We start from the raw sequence: 16,418 nt of genomic DNA on the forward strand, positions 1-16,418 counted from the left end.
CGCGAACGTCTGCACCTTCTCTTCGTGACTTCCTCAGGAGAACTGTCTTGTCCAGCATGCCTGTTTCCGCCGCGCCCCTGACCGAGGCGCCTCTTGTCGACCTGGCCGCCCGCCGGGAGCCGCTGTACCGGATAGCCGAGATATGCGCGGCCGACCCGCTCGGCGCCGACGCCGTCTGCCGGGTGCTGCCCGCCATGAACAAGGCCGCCGACATCCCCGCCCTGATCGTCGCCCTGCGCTCCCTGGTTCCAGGCCCCGACCTGACGGCCGGACTGGACACCGTCTCCGCGCTCGCCGCCATGCGTGACCTGGGCATCGTCGCGGGGTCGCTCAAGCGGCACGGCATCCAGCCCATCGACGCCGTACCCGAACTGCTCCCGGTCCTCCAGGAGTTGGGCAGCCGCACCGACATGATCCCCCGGGACACGGTGCACCACTACACCACCTGGAACCCGGCCGACGGGCGCCGCCGCATGTACACCGGAGACCCGATGGAGGCCTGCCTCCAGGACGCCGTACGCATGGTCTTCCCCAGCCTCGTCGCCTCCCTCGACACCTGCGAGGAGCTGGCCGGTCTCGAACCGTACGACCCCGCCTTCGCCCGCGCCCTGCGCCGCACCGACCGGCTCGTGAAGGCGATGGTCGCCTCCATCGACTTCACCGTCGCGCATGTCTCCCCGGTCTACTTCGCGCAGGTGCTCCGCCCGTACTTCGAGGAGTTCACCGTCGACGGGCACGACTACCTCGGGCCCGCGGCTGCCCAAGTCCCGCTCTGGCTGGTCGACTTGACGCTGTGGCAGTCCGACAGGAGCGGCGCCTCGTACGACGCCTTCATCGCCGAGTCCGTGCCCTACAGCCTGCCGTCCTGGCGCGCCTTCCACGCCGCCCACGCCCACAGCCCCTCCGCCGTCGGCAAACTGTCGGCCGCCATCAGCTGGGAGGACGTGGACCAGCTGCCCGCGCCGCTCACCGACGCCGCCCTCGCGCTCCAGGACGTACTGCGCACTCTGAAGACCTTCCGCGCCCGCCACATCACCATCGCTCGCAAGGCGTACAGCGACGACGTGCGGCTGTACGAGAACGGCAGCGGCGGCGCCCCCATCGCGCTGCTCCGCTCGGTCCTCGACCTGACGCGCGACAACGAGACGCTCGTACGCCGGTCGACCCGCCCGCGCGACGCCCAGGCCGCCTGATGAAGGAGACCGAGAACATGCTCCGTACTCAGCCCCAGCCCCAGCCCCGGATCCTGATCGCGGGCGGCGGGATCGCCGGGCTCACCGCCGCGCTGTCCCTGCATGCGGCGGGGTTCGAGGAGATCACCGTCATCGAGGCCGCCCGGGAGATCCAGCCCGTCGGCGCGGGCCTCAACATCATGCCCAACGCCGTACGCGAACTCGACGCGCTCGGGCTCCTGGAGCGGCTCGACGCGACCGCCGTGCGCACGCGCGAGCTGCGCTACTACCACCGCAGCGGCGGCCTCATCTCCCGCGAGGCGCGCGGTCTGGGCGCCGGATACCGCTGGCCGCAGCTCTCCGTCCAGCGCGGCGACCTGCAGATGGCGCTCGCAGACGCGGTACGGGCCCGGCTCGGCGAGCAGAGTCTGGTGCCCGGCGTCCGGGTCACCGCCGTCGGCCAACTCCCGGGCGGCAAGCCCCGGGTGGAGCTGCGCCACCGCGACGAGGGCGCCCTCGCCTCGCTCGCCCCCGACGTCCTGATCGGCGCCGACGGCATCCGCTCCGTCGTCCGCGCCGCCCTTGTGCCCGGCGAGGGCGAGCCCCCGTGGAACGGCATGCTCGTCTGGCGCGGCACCTCCTGGATGGACGCCGACCGGGCCGGGACCTTCATGCTCATCGCCGGCGACAACCGGCAGAAGGCCGTCGTCTACCCCATGGCGGAGCCCGAGGGCGGCCGTGTCCTGGTCAACTGGGCACTCGCCCTGCCCGCGGAGGCGGTCGCGGACCCCGGCGACGACGTACGCGGCGACTGGAACCGGCCCGTCCCCGTCACCAAGTTCCTCCACCACTACGAGGGTTGGGTCTTCGACGGCGTCGACGTCGCCGAGATCCTGCGCGCGGCCGACGGCGCCTACGAGTACCCGATGGTCGACCGCGAGCCCTTGGCGCGCTGGACCCACGGCCGCACCACCCTGATCGGGGACGCCGCCCACGCGATGTATCCGATCGGCTCGAACGGGGCGACCCAGTCCATCGTCGACGCCCGCGCCCTCGCGCATGCGCTGGCCACCTGTGACACCACGGACGAGGGGCTCGCGGCGTACGAGAACGACCGGCGGCCCGCGATGAGTCAACTCCAGCTGTCCAACCGGCAGTTGGGTCCCGAAGTGGTGATCAATCTGGCGCACGAGCGGGCGCCCGGCGGCTTCACCGACATCAACGACGTCATCCCCGCCGAGGAGCTCGACGCCATCGCCGCCCGGTACGCGGCGACCGGCGCGTTCGACGCGGCGGCCGTCAATCAGGGCTCCCCGTACGACGTCGTGCGGGACCGGGTTCCGGCGGCGTAGCGCGCGCGGCCGGAAGGAGTGCCCCGGGTGCGCCGTGGTTGCGGTGGGCGCGGGGCACTACCTTCGGAGGTGTTCTGTACCTCGCTTGCGAAGGTGGAGCACGCATGAAGGCCATTCGTCGATTCACCGTACGGCCCGTCCTCCCCGAACCCCTGCGCCCGCTCACCGACTTGGCGCGGAATCTGCGCTGGTCCTGGCACACCGAGACCCGTGATCTCTTCCAGGCCGTCGACCCCGAAGGATGGCAGGCTGCCGAGGGCGACCCCGTGCGCCTCCTCGGGTCCGTGTCGGCGGGGCGCCTCGCGGAGCTCGCCCAGGACCGGCGGTTCCTGCGCCGGCTGAGCGCCGCCGCCGATGACCTGCAGGACTACCTGGGCGGCAGCAGGTGGTACCAGGGCCAGGGCGGCGAACTGCCCGCCGCCGTCGCCTACTTCTCGCCCGAGTTCGGGGTGACCGCCGCCCTTCCGCAGTACTCGGGCGGACTCGGGATCCTCGCCGGGGACCACCTCAAGGCGGCCAGCGACCTCGGTGTGCCGCTGATCGGTGTCGGGCTCCTCTACCGGCACGGATACTTCCGCCAGTCGCTGTCCCGCGACGGCTGGCAGCAGGAGCAGTACCCGGTGCTGGATCCGAACGAACTGCCGGTGAGCCTCCTGCGGGAGGCGGACGGCGTACCGACCCAGGTGGCCCTCGCCCTGCCCGGCGGGCGGTCGCTGCGGGCACACATCTGGGTGGCGCACGTGGGGCGCGTACCGCTGCTGATGCTCGACTCCGACGTGGAGGAGAACGGCGCGGGCGAGCGGGACGTCACCGACCGGCTGTACGGGGGCGGCAGCGAGCACCGGCTGCTCCAGGAGATGCTGCTCGGGATCGGGGGAGTGCGGGCGGTACGGACGTACTGCCGGCTGACCGGGCACCCGGACCCCGAGGTCTTCCACACCAACGAGGGGCACGCCGGGTTCCTCGGTCTGGAGCGGATCCGAGAACTCGCCGTGGGGGAGGGGCTGGACTTCGACGCGGGTCTGGAGGCGGTGCGCGCCGGGACCGTCTTCACCACGCACACGCCCGTCCCCGCCGGGATCGACCGCTTCGACCGCGAGCTCGTCGCCCATCACCTGGGCGACGAGGGTGAGTTGCCGGGTGTGGACGTGGAGCGGATCCTGCAGCTGGGCATGGAGACCTACCCCGGCGGCGAGCCCAACCTCTTCAACATGGCCGTGATGGGCCTGCGGCTCGCCCAGCGCGCCAACGGGGTCTCCACGCTCCACGGCGCGGTCAGCCGGGAGATGTTCGCCGGGCTCTGGCCGGGATTCGACCCCGACGAAGTACCGATCACATCCGTGACCAACGGGGTGCACGCCCCGACGTGGGTCGCCCCCGAGGTGTTCCGGCTCGGCGCACGGCAGATCGGGGCCGAGCGTACGGAACATGCACTGTCGGTCGGCAGCTCCGAGCGCTGGGACGCCGTCGCCGAGATCGCAGACGGGGAGATCTGGGACCTGCGGAGGGTGCTGCGCGAACAGCTGGTCCAGGAGGTACGGTCCCGGCTGCGCGCCTCCTGGCGCCAGCGCGGGGCTTCGGACGCCGAACTGGGCTGGGTGGACGGGGTGTTGGACCCGGACGTGCTGACCATCGGCTTTGCGCGGCGCGTCCCCTCGTACAAGCGGCTCACGCTCATGCTGCGCGACCGCGACCGGCTGATGGAGCTGCTGCTCCACCCCACGCGGCCGATCCAGATCGTGGTCGCGGGCAAGGCGCACCCGGCCGACGACGGGGGCAAGCGGCTCGTTCAGGAGTTGGTGCGATTCGCGGACGATCCGCGGGTGCGGCACCGCATCGTCTTCCTGCCGGACTACGGGATGGCGATGGCCGAGCGGCTCTACCCGGGCTGCGACGTCTGGCTCAACAATCCGCTGCGGCCGCTGGAGGCGTGCGGGACGAGCGGGATGAAGGCCGCGCTCAACGGGTGTCTCAATCTGTCCGTACTGGACGGCTGGTGGGACGAATGGTTCGAGCCCGACTTCGGGTGGGCCATCCCGACCGCCGACGGTTCCGGGACCGAGGAGGAGCGGCGGGACGATCTGGAGTCGGCCGCCCTGTACGAGCTGATCGAGGAGCGCGTCGCCCCGCGCTTCTACGACCGCGGGCACGGCGGCCTGCCCGACCGGTGGATCGAGATGGTCCGCAGGACGCTGGTCACGCTCGGCCCGAAGGTCCTCGCAGGGCGGATGGTGCGCGAGTACGTGGAGCGGCTCTACGCACCGGCCGCACACGCCCACCGGTCCCTGGACCCCGACACCGCAAGGGAGTTGGCGGTCTGGAAGGGGCGGGTGCGCGCCGCCTGGCCCTACGTCCATGTCGACCACGTGGAGGCGCTGACCGCGACCGCCGTCAACGGCACCGCCGAGCTGGGGTCCACGCTCTCGCTGCGGGTGCGCGCCGCCCTCGGTGATCTGCAGCCCGACGACGTCGAGGTGCAGGCCGTCTCCGGGCGGGTCGACTCGCAGGACCGGATCGCCGACGCGCAGACGTATCCGCTGAAGCCGACCGGAGGGCCCGATCTGGAAGGGCGTTGGGTGTACGAGGGGCCGCTCGCCCTGGACCGTACGGGTCCCTACGGCTACACGGTCAGGATCCTGCCGGCGCACCGGCTCCTCGCCACGAGCGCGGACCTCGGTCTGGTCGCGCTGCCGACCGAGGCGACGGGGGAGGGGGCGGGTGTGCTGATGCGCTGACGGTCGGTGATCGTTGCTGGGCCCGGTGCCGGGGTGGCGCCGGGCCCCTTCGCTTTTTGAACGGATCTCTTGACGCGTTCATGGAATGCCTCTAGTTTCCACACGCACTGCCGAGTTCAGTATGGCGAGCAACGTTCATGTGAATGAACGCAGTTGGCGTTTCGTCCCCGACCGGAAGGCACCCCCCACATGCGTACCCGCTTCAGAGTCTGGACGGCCGCTGCCGCCGCCGGACTCGCCGCAGTCCTGGGTCTGACGCTCATACCCCAGGCATCCGCCGCGAAGGCGACCACCGAAGCCCCGGCGGTCGCCGCCGCCCCCGCCGCCTTCACCCACCCCGGCGTGCTGGTCAGCCGCCCGCAGCTCGACTTCGTGCGGGGCAAGGTCCAGGCGGGCGCGGCCCCCTGGAAGGCCGCGTACGACCAGATGATGGCGAGCAAGTACGCCTCGCTGACCCGCACCGCCGCCCCGCGCGCCACCGTCGAGTGCGGGTCCTACTCCAACCCCAACTACGGCTGTACGGACGAGCGCGAGGACGCCATCGCCGCGTACACGCTCTCGCTCGCCTGGTACATCACCCAGGACGCCAAGTACGCCAAGAAGGCCATCGAGATCATGGACGCCTGGTCGGCCGTGATCAAGGCGCACACCAACAGCAACGCCCCGCTGCAGACCGGCTGGGCGGGGTCGGTGTGGCCGCGCGCCGCCGAGATCGTCAAGTACACCTACACCGGCGGCTGGGCCAACTCGGGCCGCTTCGGCACCATGCTCAGAGACGTCTACCTGCCCACCGTCATCAAGGGCTCCAACTCCAACGGCAACTGGGAGCTGTCGATGACGGAGGCCGCGATCGGCATCTCCGTCTTCCTGGAGGACCGCACCTCCTACGACAAGGCCGTCGCCACCTTCCGCGGCCGCGTCCCCGCGTACATCTACATCAGCGCAGACGGCGCCCTGCCCAAGGTCGCCCCGAACAGCGGGCTGAGCGGCAGCGCGGCGATCATCAAGTACTGGCAGGGCCAGTCGGTCTTCATGGACGGCCTCACCCAGGAGACCTGCCGCGACCTCACCCACACCGGCTACGGCATCTCCGCCATCTCGCACATCGCCGAGACCAGCCGCATCCAGGGCCAGGACCTCTACCCGGAGATCGCCGAGCGGCTGCGCCAGGCGCTGGGCCTGCAGTCCAAGTACATGATGGGCGCGGCCGTCCCGTCGAACCTCTGCGGAGGAACGCTGAAGGACAGCCTCGGCCCGATCGCCGAGGTCGGCTTCAACGCCCTCCACAACAGGCTCGGTTACGCGATGACCAACACCCAGGCGCTGACGGAGCAGCAGCGCCCGGCCGGCTCCAACAACCTCTTCGTGGCCTGGGAGACGCTCACGCACGCGAACAACCCGGCGTGACGGTCTGCGCTTGTCACGCGGAGAAGTAGACCACCTTGGCCGGTGAGATCCGGACGACCACCCGGACCTCACCGGCCTTGTCGGCGGGCGGCGGCTGGCCGACGTACTTCTGCGAGACCTCGTGCTGGACGGCGGTGTCCACGTCCTCCGTCACGGTGGCCGTGCCGCGGATCTCCACCGTGCGGTACGGGTTCTCCTGGTCGACCACGGTCACGCTGATCCGTGGGTCCTTCGCCAGATTGCGGGCCTTCTGGCGCCCGGCCAGGGTCGAGAAGAGCAGCTCGTCGCCGTCCCGGAGCACCCAGATCACCGAGGTCTGCGGGTCGCAGGTCCGTGCGTCGAGCGTGGCCACGGTGGCGAAGTTCCGGCCGTCGAGCAGTTCGCGTGTCGCTTCGTCGAAGACAGTCATGCCGGGGTGAACACAACAGCCCCTGGATCTATGCCGGTTGACGCCTCACTCCCCGACGACCGCCTTCGATGTGAGGCGTCCGTCCCGGTAGCAGAGCCGGTAGGCGGGGAGTGAGTCGTAGGCGCGGGTGCGGTAGTACGCGCACTCCTCGCCCGCGGGCTCCGGCGGCGCGCCCTCGGGGGCGCCGTCCATGTCGTACGGGGGGAGAAGGTCGTCGACCTGCGCCGTGCTCTGCCCGACCCGGATCCGGTCGTAGTCGGCGCGGTCCAGGACCGAGCGGTACTGGGTGTAGAGCGAGAACAGCCCGATCATGCACGCGAGCCCCGCCACCACGGCCACCGGAATCCAGATGGCCTGTGCCAGACCGCGCCGTACGCGCTTCCGTGCGTGCGCCAACTCCCGGGCGGAGGTGGTGGATTCGGGTGCGCGGGCCGCGGAGGCGGGCCCCGGTGCGTACGGCAGTACGGCGCACACCGCGAAGCCGCCCTCGGGTGTCGGGCCGTGCGTGAGCGCGCCGCCCGCGAGGCGGACGCGCTCGTCGAGGCCGACCAGGCCCGTGCCGCTCCCGGTGGCGCCGGGGAGCGGGCCCGCCGGGCGCGGGGCGCCGGTGACCGTGACCGTGAGGGCGGAGTCGGTCCGTACGAGAGAGACCGCGACCCGCGCTCCGGGTGCGTGTTTCGCCGCGTTGGTGAGCGCCTCCTGGACGGTGCGGTGGAGGGCGCGGCCGGTCATCGGCGCGAGCTCGCTCTCCGGTCCCTCCTCGGCCAGTTCCACCGCCATCCCCGACTCCTGGGCGCGCTTGACCAGTTCGGCGACGGTCTCGTCGGCGGGGGTGACGGGGGCCGCCGCGTCGTCCTCGCGCAGGACGCCGATGACGTCCCGCAGCCGCGCGGTCGCCGCCCCGGCCGCCGCCCGCAGCTCCCCGGCGGCGGCCTGCTGCTGCGGCCCGAGGGCGCGGTCGACCTCCAGGGCGGCCGCCCGTACCGCGATCAGCGCGAGGTCGTGCCCGAGCGAGTCGTGCATGTCGCCCGCGATCCGGGACCGCTCGCGCAGCCGGGCGCGGTCGGCGGCGTCCTGCTGCTCGCGCTCGAGCCGGTCGGCCAACTCCCAGCCCGCGCTGACGAGTTGGGCGTACTGCCGTACGTAGCGGCCGATCAGCCAGGGGATGACGACGGTGAAGACGAGGGTGGTGAGCTGGGTCAGCCAGGCCCACAGATCGTCGCCGACGGCCATGGAGAGCACCAGCCCGCCGACGGCGACAGCGCAGAAGGTGACGAGGGCGGGCCGGGCCCGCTCCAGCCGCCGCCCGGCCAGATACCCGAACAGGACGAGAGCGGTGCCGTAGGCGGAGGTCCACATCTCGGGTGTGACGGCGAGGCTGAGGCCGACGGCGATGAGGAGCGAGAGCAGCGGCCGACGGCGAGAAAGGCCGACGGCGAGGCCGAGGGCGGCAACACCGAGAACGATCTGCCACCAGGCACCGCCGTCATTGCCGTCGGCCTTGAGGGTGACGGGCACACTGACCAGCACCCAGAGGGCGAGGTCGACGGCACGGGTGCGCCAGGTGGTATCGAGGGGCTTGCTCTGCATGATCCCCACTCTGCCCGACGCGCCCCGTCCCCCGCCCCCGACGAAAGTCGGGGGATGTCGCTTCCCTTCGCCCCATGAGCCGGACCTGCCCCGATCCCTAGCGTCGTCCCCATGATTCAGCTGCGTGAACTCACCAAGCGCTACGGCCCCACCCCCGCCGTGGACGGCCTCACCCTCGACATCGCCCCCGGACGCATCACCGGGTTCCTCGGGCCCAACGGCGCCGGCAAGTCCACCACCATGCGGATGATCCTGGGCCTCGACCGGCCCACCTCCGGTACCGCCCTCGTCGCAGGGAAGCCGTACGCCGCACACGCCCACCCCCTCCGCGAGATCGGCGCGCTCCTCGACGCCAAGGCCCTCCATCCCCGTCGCAGCGCCCGCAACCACCTCCTCGCCATGGCCGCCACCCACGCCATCCCCGCCCGCCGCGTCGACGAGGTGCTCGACACCGTCGGGCTCACCGAGGTCGCGGGGCGGGCGGCGGGGACGTACTCCCTCGGGATGGGGCAGCGGCTCGGGATCGCGGGCGCCCTGCTCGGCGATCCGCAGGTGCTGATGCTCGACGAGCCCGTCAACGGCCTCGACCCCGACGGCGTGCGCTGGATCCGCACCTTCCTCCGTTCGCTCGCCGCCGAGGGCCGCACCGTCTTCATCTCCTCGCACCTGATGAGCGAGATGGAGCAGACCGCCGACCGCCTCGTCGTCATCGGCAGGGGGAAGCTGATCGCGGACACCGAGATCGGCGAGCTGCTCCACTCCTCCTCCGTACGCGTTCGGGGTCCCGAGCTCGGCCCCCTCGCCGCCGCCCTGCCCCCGGCGGACATCCGCTGGGAGAGCGCGCAGGAGCTGATCGTGTCAGGTACGACCACCGACCGCGTCGGCGATCTCGCACACACCGCAGGCGTACGCATCCATGAACTGCACGCCGTCGAGGCCTCGTTGGAGCAGGTCTACATGGACCTCACGGCCGACAGCGTCGACTACAAGAAGAAGGCGCAGGCCACCGTATGAGCAGCACCATGAACGCCCTCAACGCCGAGTGGATCAAGCTCCGCACCCTGCGCTCGACGTGGTGGGCGGTGGCCGCCTCGGCCCTCGCGATGGTGGCCTCCGCACCGCTGACGGCGATGACGATGACCAACAACAACGAGGCGGCGCACGCGGCGCCCGGCTCGGTCGCGTACACGAGCGTCGCGGTCCAACTCACCGCCTACTTCGTGCAGTTCATCGTGATCGCCCCCGCCGTCCTCGCCATCACCAGTGAGTACGCGCACGGCTCCCTCGCGACCTCCCTCCAGTGCGTCCCCGTCCGCGCCCGGCTCCTGCTGGCCAAGGCGGGTGTCGTCGCAGGGCTCGGCTTCGGGGCCGGGGTGCTCAACGGGGCGCTCGGCACCTTCACCGGAGGCCCGTCGCTGGAGCAGTACGGGGTCCTGGACGGCGGTCAGGCCGTACGGCAGATCCTGGCGATGGGGGTCTTCTGCGCGCTCGCGGCGGTCTTCGCGCTGGGCACGGGAGCGGTGCTGCGCAGTTCGGCGGGGACGGTCACCGTTCTCTTCGTGGTGATGCTGGTGCTTCCGCTGCTGCTGCTCGGGCTTGCGGAGGTGCTCGGCCAGACCTGGCTCGCGAACCTCTCCGAGTGCTTCCCCTCGACCGCCGGCATCGGCTTCATGAGCGGCGACACGCACCCCTTCGGCCCGGCGGTGGCGCTGCTGATCCTCGCGGCGTGGGCGGCGGCAGCGCTCGCGGCAGCCGCACGCGTCCTCAACTCCCGGGACGCGTAACCGACTTCATGCGCCGTCCTCGGCGACCAGCCCGGCCTCGTACGCCAGAATCGCCAGCTGCACGCGGTTCTTGAGGTCGAGCCGACCGAGGACGGCGCTGACGTGCGCTTTCACCGTCCCCTCGACGACAAAGAGCTTCCCCGCGATCTCCGCGTTGGACAGCCCGCCCCCGACGAGCGCCACGACCTCCCGCTCCCGTGCGGTCAGCCCCTCAAGACGGGCGCGTGCGGCGGATGCCCGCGAGAGCTGCCCGCTGCCGAGGTGTGTGATGACCCGGCGGGCCACCTCGGGTGAGAGGAAGGCGGCGCCCTCGGCGACGGCCTGGATGCCCGCGATCAGCTCCCGCGGGTTCCCCGACTTCAGCAGGAAGCCGCTGACGCCCGAGCCGAGCGCCCGCGCGATGTACTCGTCCTCGGAGAAGGTGGTGAGCATGATGAGCGCGGTCTCCGGCGCGACCTTCCGCAGTTCCTCGGCCGCCTGCAGCCCGTCGAGCCGCGGCATGCGGATGTCGAGCAGGGTCACGTCCGGCCGGTGTTTGAGGGTGAGTTCGACGGCCTCGCGCCCGTCGCCGGCCTCCGCGACGACCTCGATGGCGGGCTCGGCGGTGAGGATCGCCCGCACCCCCGCACGGATCATCGCTTCGTCGTCGGCGAGCAGGACGCGTACGCGGGGCTGGGAGGTCATGTGATCAGCCTAGTCAGCGGGACGGCCCCACGAGCGGCACGGTCAGATGCCGGCCCTTGAGCTCGCGCACTTCGTGCCACGCCTGTACGGCGGTCGGGACGACCCTGAAGTAGGCGTACGAGCCGCCTTCCTCGCGGGGGTCCCAGCCGGTCCGCTCCGTGAAGGCGTCCGCAGCCCGTGCAGGAACCTCCGACAACGTGAAGGTCTCCACCTCGCCGTCGATGAGGACGACGTCCCGCGTGTGCCCGAGCGCGAGCCGGGTCCGGCCGCCGGAACGGAGGTTGCGGCCGGTCGGGTTGGTGAGACGCGTGGCCAGCCAGAGCGCCTCGCCGTCCCAGACGAACCAGAGCGCGACGAGGCACGGAACGCCGTCCGCGTCGGCGGAGGCGACCCAGATGTCGAGCTCGCTCTCCAGCCGTGCCAGTACGTCGGCCGTGCGCTGTTCCCGGCTGCGGGGCGGTGCGGTGATCTTCATGGACGGTGACGCTAACCCGGCCCGGCCTGCGGCGCATCGGGCCGAGGTCCTACGCCCGGAGCCCCGCCGACCGCCGGATGGCGGACGACGGGGCTCGTGTGGGGGGTGGAGCGTGGAGCGGTACGGCTAGCTGACGTTCACTGCCGACCAGGCGGCCGCGACCGCCTTGTACTCGGTGCTCGCGGTGCCGCCGTACAGCGCGGACGCGGCGCTGAGGGTGGCGGTGCGGGCCGCCTTGTAGTTGGTGGTGCTGGTCATGTACGTGGTCAGGGCCTTGTACCAGATCTGGATGGCCTTGTCCCGGCCGATGCCGGTGACCGTGGAGCCGTTGGAGGTCGGGGAGTTGTAGCTGACGCCGTTGATCGTCTTGGCGCCGCTGCCCTCGCTCAGCAGGTAGAAGAAGTGGTTGGCGATGCCCGACGAGTAGTGGACGTCGACGTTGCCCGCGGTCGACTTCCAGGCGTCCAGGGACGCGCCGTCCTTGCTCGGCTTGTCCATGTAGCGCAGCGGAGAGCCGTCGCCGTTGATGTCGATCTTCTCGCCGATGAGGTAGTCGCCGACGTCCGAGGCGTTGCTGGAGTAGAACTCCACCGCGGTCCCGAAGATGTCGGAGGTCGCCTCGTTCAGGCCGCCGGACTCACCGCTGTAGTTGAGGTTGGCGGTGGCCGCCGTCAGGCCGTGGGACATCTCGTGGCCGGCCACGTCGAGCGCGGTCAGCGGGGCGGCGTTGCCTGAGCCGTCGCCGTACGTCATGCAGAAGCAGCTGTCGTCCCAGAAGGCGTTCACATACGAATTGCCGTAGTGGACGCGGGAGTAGGAGGCGACGCCGTCACCCTTGATGCCGTTGCGCTTCAGGACGTTCTTGTAGAAGTCCCAGGTCTGCGCGGCACCGTAGTGCGCGTCGACCGCGGCGGTCTGCGTGCTGGAGCCGTTGCCGTCGCCCCAGACGTCGTCCGCGTCCGTGAGGAGCGTGCCCTTGCCGCTGGTCTTGTGGGCGAGGTTGTACGTCTTGTGGGCGCCGCGTGCCGCGTCGCTCAGCTGGTACGTCGAGCCGGAGAGCGTCGTCCCCAGCGTCACCTTGCCGCTGTACTCGCTGTTGCCGGTGCCGGTCTTGACCGCCTGCCACTCCGACAGCTTGGCGCCGGTGGTCGCGTCCGTGACGACGTGCAGCTGGCTGGGGGTGCCGTCGTCCTGGAAGCCGCCGACCACCGTCTCGTACGCGAGGGTGGGCGTGCCGGAGGCCGCCCAGATCACCTTGCGCGGGGCCTGGTCGGTGGTCGCCTTCTCGGCGCCCGCGGACTTGGCCGTGGTGAGGGCCTTGGACTGGGCCGCGGCGGGCTTGAGGGCGGGGGTCGTGCTCGCCACCTCGATGGACTTGGTGGTGGCCTTCGTGACGCTCGTAGCACCGGACTTGGCCTCGTGGACCACCAAGTCGCCGCCCAGGACGGGGAGTCCGGCGTAGGTGCGCTCGTAGCGGGTGTGCGTGGTGCCGTCCGCGTCCTTGATGACGTCTCTGACGACGAGCTTCTCCTGGCTGCCGAGCGAGAGCGTGTCGGCCGTGGCCGCCGTGGTGGCGGTGGCCTCACGGATCAGCTCCGCGCGCTGGGAGGCGGAGAGGGAGAGCGGCTGTGCACCGGCGACTGTGGGGGTGGCGCCGGCGGGGGAGGAGACCAGCCCGGTGAGGCCGGTCGCCAGGAGCGCGGCGGCGGCTATCGACCCGGCGACGCGCGTAGAGCGGGATATCTGAGGGGTCACCTGAAGTTCCCTTTCTTAAGGGGTGGGGGGTGGGAATGCGGGTGCCTCGTGGTGCGGGAGAAGCCTTGCAGACATGGTGTGGGCATGTCATCGGGGCAAAACGGTCTTGGCCGAAAATTCACAGCTGGAGGGTGGGGCGCTGCCCGTGCGTCCAGGGAGACGCCCCACCCGGTCTGGCCGGAATCAGCTGTTGCGCGACCTCATCAGAAGGTCAGGCTCCAGCTGTTGATCTTTCCGACGTCCTGCGCCGCGACGTCCTGGGCCTTGAGCTTCCAGGTGCCGTTGGCCACCTCGGTGGAGGCGTTGACCGTGTAGGTCGCGATGACGTTGTCGGCCGAGTCCGAGGAGCTCGAGTTCTTCAGCCGGTACGTCGAACCGTCCGGGGCCACCAGGTCCAGGACCAGGTCACCGCGCCAGGTGTGGGTGATGTTCACGTCCACCTTGAGCGTGGCGGGCGCGTTGCCCGTCACACCGGTGACCGGGATCGACGAGGTGACCGCAGCGCCCGCGTCGGGGATGGAGACCACGGTGTTGGAGGTGAAGACCTTGCCGCCCGGGTCCGTGCCGCCGCCGGAGCGCGCACCGACCGCGATGGCCGCGAACGCGTCCTGGACCGCCTTGTACTCGGTGCTCGCGGTGCCGCCGTACAGCTCACTGGCCGCTGCGAGAGCACCGGTGCGGGCGCCCGCGTAGTTGGTGGTCGAGGTGAACTTGGTGCTCAGCGCCCGGTACCAGATCTGGATGGCCTTGTCCCGGCCGATGCCCGTCACCGGAAGACCGTCCGCGGTCGGCGAGTTGTAGGTGACACCGTTGATGACCTTGGTGCCGCTGCCCTCGGAGAGCAGGTAGAAGAAGTGGTTCGCCGGACCCGAGGAGTAGTGGACGTCGAGGTTGCCGAGACCCGAGTACCAGGAGTCCTTGGACGCGCCGTCCTTGCTCGGCTTGTCCATGTAGCGCAGCGGGGTGCCGTCGCCGTTGATGTCGATCTTCTCGCCGATGAGGTAGTCGCCGACGTCGGTGGTGTTGTTCGCGTAGAACTCCACCGAGGTGCCGAAGATGTCGGAGGTGGCCTCGTTGAGACCGCCGGACTCACCGCTGTAGTTGAGCTTCGCGGTGGCCGCCGTCAGACCGTGCGACATCTCGTGGCCGGCCACGTCGATCGCCGTGAGGGGCGCCGCGTTGCCGGAGCCGTCGCCGTACGTCATGCAGAAGCAGCTGTCGTCCCAGAAGGCGTTCACATACGAATTGCCGTAGTGGACGCGGGAGTAGGACGCGACGCCGTTGTTCTTGATGCCGTTGCGGCCCAGGACGTTCTTGTAGAAGTCCCAGGTCTCGGCGGCACCGTAGTGCGCGTCGGCGGCCGCGGTCTCGGCGTTGGACGCCGCGCCGTTGCCCCATGTGTCGTCCGGGCCCGAGAAGAGGGTGCCCGTGCCGGACGTGCCGTGGTTGAGGTTGTACGTCTTGTGGCCGCCGCGCCCGGCGTCGGTGAGGTTGTACGTCGAGCCCGACTGCGTGGTGCCCAGGGTGACCTGACCGCTGTACTCGGTGTTGCCGACACCGGTCTCGATCGTCTGGTCCTGGAAGAGCTTCTTGCCGGTGGTGGCGTCCGTGACGACGTGGAGCGCGTTCGGCGTTCCGTCGTCCTGGAGCCCGCCGACGACGGTCTCGTACGCCAGCGTCGGCTTGCCCTGCGCCAGCCAGATCACCTTGCGGGGTGCCCGGTCGGCCTCGGTCTTCGTCGAGCCCTGCGCCTTCGCGGCGGACAGCGCGGTCTTCGCGGCGGCGGCCGGCGCGACGTCCGCGCTGGTGTCGACACCGGTGAGGGAGGCCTGGGACGCCTTGGTGACGCCCTGGGTCTTCCCGGCCTTCGCCGATACGACGAGGTCGCCGCCGAGGACGGGGAGCCCGTCGTAGGTGCGCTCGTAGCGCGTGTGGAGGGTGCCGTCCTGGTCCTTGACGACATCCTTGACCTGGAGCTTCTCCTTGGCGCCCAGGTGAAGCGCCTTGGCGGTGGCCGCCGAAGTGGCCCCCGCCTGACGTATCAGCTCGGTGCGCTGGGAGGGGGAGAGCTTGGCCGGCAGGGCGCCGGGGTTCACCTTGCCCGCGGTGGCGGCGGGCGCCGCCTGCGGGGTGGCGGACGCCGTACCGGTCTGGATCCCGGCGGCGAGGAGGGCTGCGGCGGCGAGAAGTGCCCCGGTGGCTGTGGCGCGACGATGCGTGGGTCTCACGCGAACTCCTTCTGCAATGGGGGGTGTTGGGGCAGCTGGTCGGGCCGCCCTAGCAGAGCAAGCTGTGCGCAGAACGAGGGAAGAGTGGCAGCCGAGGGAACGTTCTGTCAGGAGCGCATCAAGAAGTTGGCCGGAAAGTGTCCGTTGCCCGACGGGGGTTGTTCGGTATGCGGATGCAACGTCGACCGGCGCCATGAGGCGCTCTGGCGTGTGCTGCAGGCCGGATTCGAAGAACATGTCCGTGTTCAGTTCGAATTCCTCTTCGGCGAAGAGGGTGTTCATGACCGGCTGTCCGACGGCCGTGGCGGCGGCGACGGCCGCGGCTGATTTCTTGCCATCCGGGTGAGGGGTCAGGGGCGGAGCATCGCGTCGAGGGCCTGTCCGAAAACGAACCGTGAGACGCGGCGGAGGACCGGGTCGGTGAAAGCGGGCAGCCGGGCGACGGCGAGCTCCTCGGTCCAGGTGGCCACCGACCCGCCGCGGCCGTCCGCCGCGACTTCGATCTCGGCCCATCCGGTCAGGACCCGCCCCTCCTTCTCCACCCGGCACACCCCGGGTGAGCCGGAGGCGCCCTCGACGGGCGGCTCCCACCGCACGACCACCATCGGATCGTCGACCACGGTGAAGCGCCCCACCGCCGTACGCGCCACGAACCGCGTCCCCTCACCCGCGGGCGGCGGCGTCAGGACGACGGTCCTGGTCAGGGGGACGGAGGCGGCATGGGCCGGCCAGTCGGTGACCCGCAGCCAGGTGTCGGCGGGCGGGCGCGGAGAGATGGACCGTACGCGGAAGACGGGCATCCCCCGACCCTACGGTCACCGGGCGGA

General features: G+C 70.8%; 14 protein-coding genes. 7 read left to right on the top strand and 7 right to left on the bottom strand.

Annotated elements, in window-relative coordinates; all coding sequences use genetic code 11:
- Positions 1–56: 56 nt before the first annotated feature.
- The 4 genes from OG707_RS27990 to OG707_RS28005 all read left to right on the top strand — a co-directional run bounded on the left by OG707_RS27990 (position 57) and on the right by OG707_RS28005 (position 6,666).
- Positions 57–1,193 (top strand): monodechloroaminopyrrolnitrin synthase PrnB family protein, encoded by a 1,137-nt coding sequence (locus tag OG707_RS27990; protein ID WP_329128006.1) that lies wholly within the window; start codon positions 57–59, stop codon positions 1,191–1,193.
- Positions 1,194–1,210: 17 nt separating this feature from the next.
- Positions 1,211–2,524 carry a flavin-dependent oxidoreductase gene (locus tag OG707_RS27995; RefSeq protein WP_329123059.1) on the top strand — a complete coding sequence of 438 codons (1,314 nt, stop codon included), beginning with the start codon at positions 1,211–1,213 and terminating at the stop codon, positions 2,522–2,524.
- 104 nt (positions 2,525–2,628) lie between these two features.
- Entirely contained in the window at positions 2,629–5,259 is a 2,631-nt protein-coding gene (glgP, locus tag OG707_RS28000) for an alpha-glucan family phosphorylase (RefSeq protein ID WP_329123060.1), read from the top strand.
- A 189-nt stretch (positions 5,260–5,448) separates the two neighbouring features.
- On the top strand, positions 5,449–6,666 hold the full coding sequence (locus OG707_RS28005; protein WP_329123062.1) for an alginate lyase family protein: 1,218 nt from the start codon (positions 5,449–5,451) through the stop codon (positions 6,664–6,666).
- A 13-nt stretch (positions 6,667–6,679) separates the two neighbouring features.
- Here the strand turns inward: OG707_RS28005 and OG707_RS28010 are convergent, their stop codons facing one another.
- Both OG707_RS28010 and OG707_RS28015 read right to left on the bottom strand, forming a co-directional pair.
- Positions 6,680–7,075: a PPOX class F420-dependent oxidoreductase gene (locus OG707_RS28010; RefSeq protein WP_329123064.1), complete on the bottom strand. Its 396-nt coding sequence runs from the start codon at positions 7,073–7,075 to the stop codon at positions 6,680–6,682.
- 45 nt (positions 7,076–7,120) lie between these two features.
- Complete coding sequence (locus tag OG707_RS28015; RefSeq protein ID WP_329123065.1) at positions 7,121–8,665, bottom strand: sensor histidine kinase; 1,545 nt, start codon at positions 8,663–8,665, stop codon at positions 7,121–7,123.
- A 111-nt stretch (positions 8,666–8,776) separates the two neighbouring features.
- Between OG707_RS28015 and OG707_RS28020 the strand changes: the two genes are divergently transcribed.
- Both OG707_RS28020 and OG707_RS28025 read left to right on the top strand, forming a co-directional pair.
- On the top strand, positions 8,777–9,679 hold the full coding sequence (locus tag OG707_RS28020) for an ABC transporter ATP-binding protein (RefSeq protein ID WP_329123067.1): 903 nt from the start codon (positions 8,777–8,779) through the stop codon (positions 9,677–9,679).
- A complete protein-coding gene (locus tag OG707_RS28025) occupies positions 9,676–10,449 on the top strand; it encodes an ABC transporter permease (RefSeq protein WP_329123069.1) in 774 nt (257 codons plus the stop codon). Before OG707_RS28020 ends, OG707_RS28025 begins: the two co-directional genes overlap by 4 nt.
- Positions 10,450–10,455: 6 nt before the next feature.
- Here the strand turns inward: OG707_RS28025 and OG707_RS28030 are convergent, their stop codons facing one another.
- The 4 genes from OG707_RS28030 to OG707_RS28045 all read right to left on the bottom strand — a co-directional run bounded on the left by OG707_RS28030 (position 10,456) and on the right by OG707_RS28045 (position 15,591).
- Positions 10,456–11,133 (bottom strand): response regulator transcription factor, encoded by a 678-nt coding sequence (locus OG707_RS28030; RefSeq protein ID WP_329123071.1) that lies wholly within the window; start codon positions 11,131–11,133, stop codon positions 10,456–10,458.
- A 13-nt stretch (positions 11,134–11,146) separates the two neighbouring features.
- Complete coding sequence (locus OG707_RS28035) at positions 11,147–11,608, bottom strand: pyridoxamine 5'-phosphate oxidase family protein (protein ID WP_329123073.1); 462 nt, start codon at positions 11,606–11,608, stop codon at positions 11,147–11,149.
- A gap of 126 nt (positions 11,609–11,734) precedes the next feature.
- Positions 11,735–13,363 (bottom strand): M4 family metallopeptidase, encoded by a 1,629-nt coding sequence (locus OG707_RS28040; protein WP_329123075.1) that lies wholly within the window; start codon positions 13,361–13,363, stop codon positions 11,735–11,737.
- 203 nt (positions 13,364–13,566) lie between these two features.
- Positions 13,567–15,591 (bottom strand): M4 family metallopeptidase, encoded by a 2,025-nt coding sequence (locus tag OG707_RS28045; protein WP_329123077.1) that lies wholly within the window; start codon positions 15,589–15,591, stop codon positions 13,567–13,569.
- A gap of 84 nt (positions 15,592–15,675) precedes the next feature.
- Here OG707_RS28045 and OG707_RS28050 point away from each other — a divergent pair, with 84 nt between their 5' ends.
- Positions 15,676–15,918: a hypothetical protein gene (locus OG707_RS28050; protein WP_329123079.1), complete on the top strand. Its 243-nt coding sequence runs from the start codon at positions 15,676–15,678 to the stop codon at positions 15,916–15,918.
- A gap of 23 nt (positions 15,919–15,941) precedes the next feature.
- On the opposite strand, the gene OG707_RS28055 is transcribed toward OG707_RS28050, so the two are convergent.
- The gene (locus OG707_RS28055; protein WP_329123081.1) at positions 15,942–16,391 is read right to left on the bottom strand and encodes an SRPBCC family protein; all 450 of its coding nucleotides are present in this window, start codon (positions 16,389–16,391) and stop codon (positions 15,942–15,944) included.
- Positions 16,392–16,418 lie beyond the last annotated feature (27 nt).

It is taken from the genome of Streptomyces sp. NBC_01465, assembly GCF_036227325.1.
In the GTDB taxonomy this organism is placed as follows: Bacteria; Actinomycetota; Actinomycetes; order Streptomycetales; family Streptomycetaceae; genus Streptomyces.

Coding starts and splice junctions, on each gene's coding strand:
- OG707_RS27990 (WP_329128006.1), top strand. CDS start 57: ATGCCTGTTTCCGCCGCGCCCCTGACCGAGGCGCCTCTTGTCGACCTG.
- OG707_RS27995 (WP_329123059.1), top strand. CDS start 1,211: ATGCTCCGTACTCAGCCCCAGCCCCAGCCCCGGATCCTGATCGCGGGC.
- glgP (WP_329123060.1), top strand. CDS start 2,629: ATGAAGGCCATTCGTCGATTCACCGTACGGCCCGTCCTCCCCGAACCC.
- OG707_RS28005 (WP_329123062.1), top strand. CDS start 5,449: ATGCGTACCCGCTTCAGAGTCTGGACGGCCGCTGCCGCCGCCGGACTC.
- OG707_RS28010 (WP_329123064.1), bottom strand. CDS start 7,075: ATGACTGTCTTCGACGAAGCGACACGCGAACTGCTCGACGGCCGGAAC.
- OG707_RS28015 (WP_329123065.1), bottom strand. CDS start 8,665: ATGCAGAGCAAGCCCCTCGATACCACCTGGCGCACCCGTGCCGTCGAC.
- OG707_RS28020 (WP_329123067.1), top strand. CDS start 8,777: ATGATTCAGCTGCGTGAACTCACCAAGCGCTACGGCCCCACCCCCGCC.
- OG707_RS28025 (WP_329123069.1), top strand. CDS start 9,676: ATGAGCAGCACCATGAACGCCCTCAACGCCGAGTGGATCAAGCTCCGC.
- OG707_RS28030 (WP_329123071.1), bottom strand. CDS start 11,133: ATGACCTCCCAGCCCCGCGTACGCGTCCTGCTCGCCGACGACGAAGCG.
- OG707_RS28035 (WP_329123073.1), bottom strand. CDS start 11,608: ATGAAGATCACCGCACCGCCCCGCAGCCGGGAACAGCGCACGGCCGAC.
- OG707_RS28055 (WP_329123081.1), bottom strand. CDS start 16,391: ATGCCCGTCTTCCGCGTACGGTCCATCTCTCCGCGCCCGCCCGCCGAC.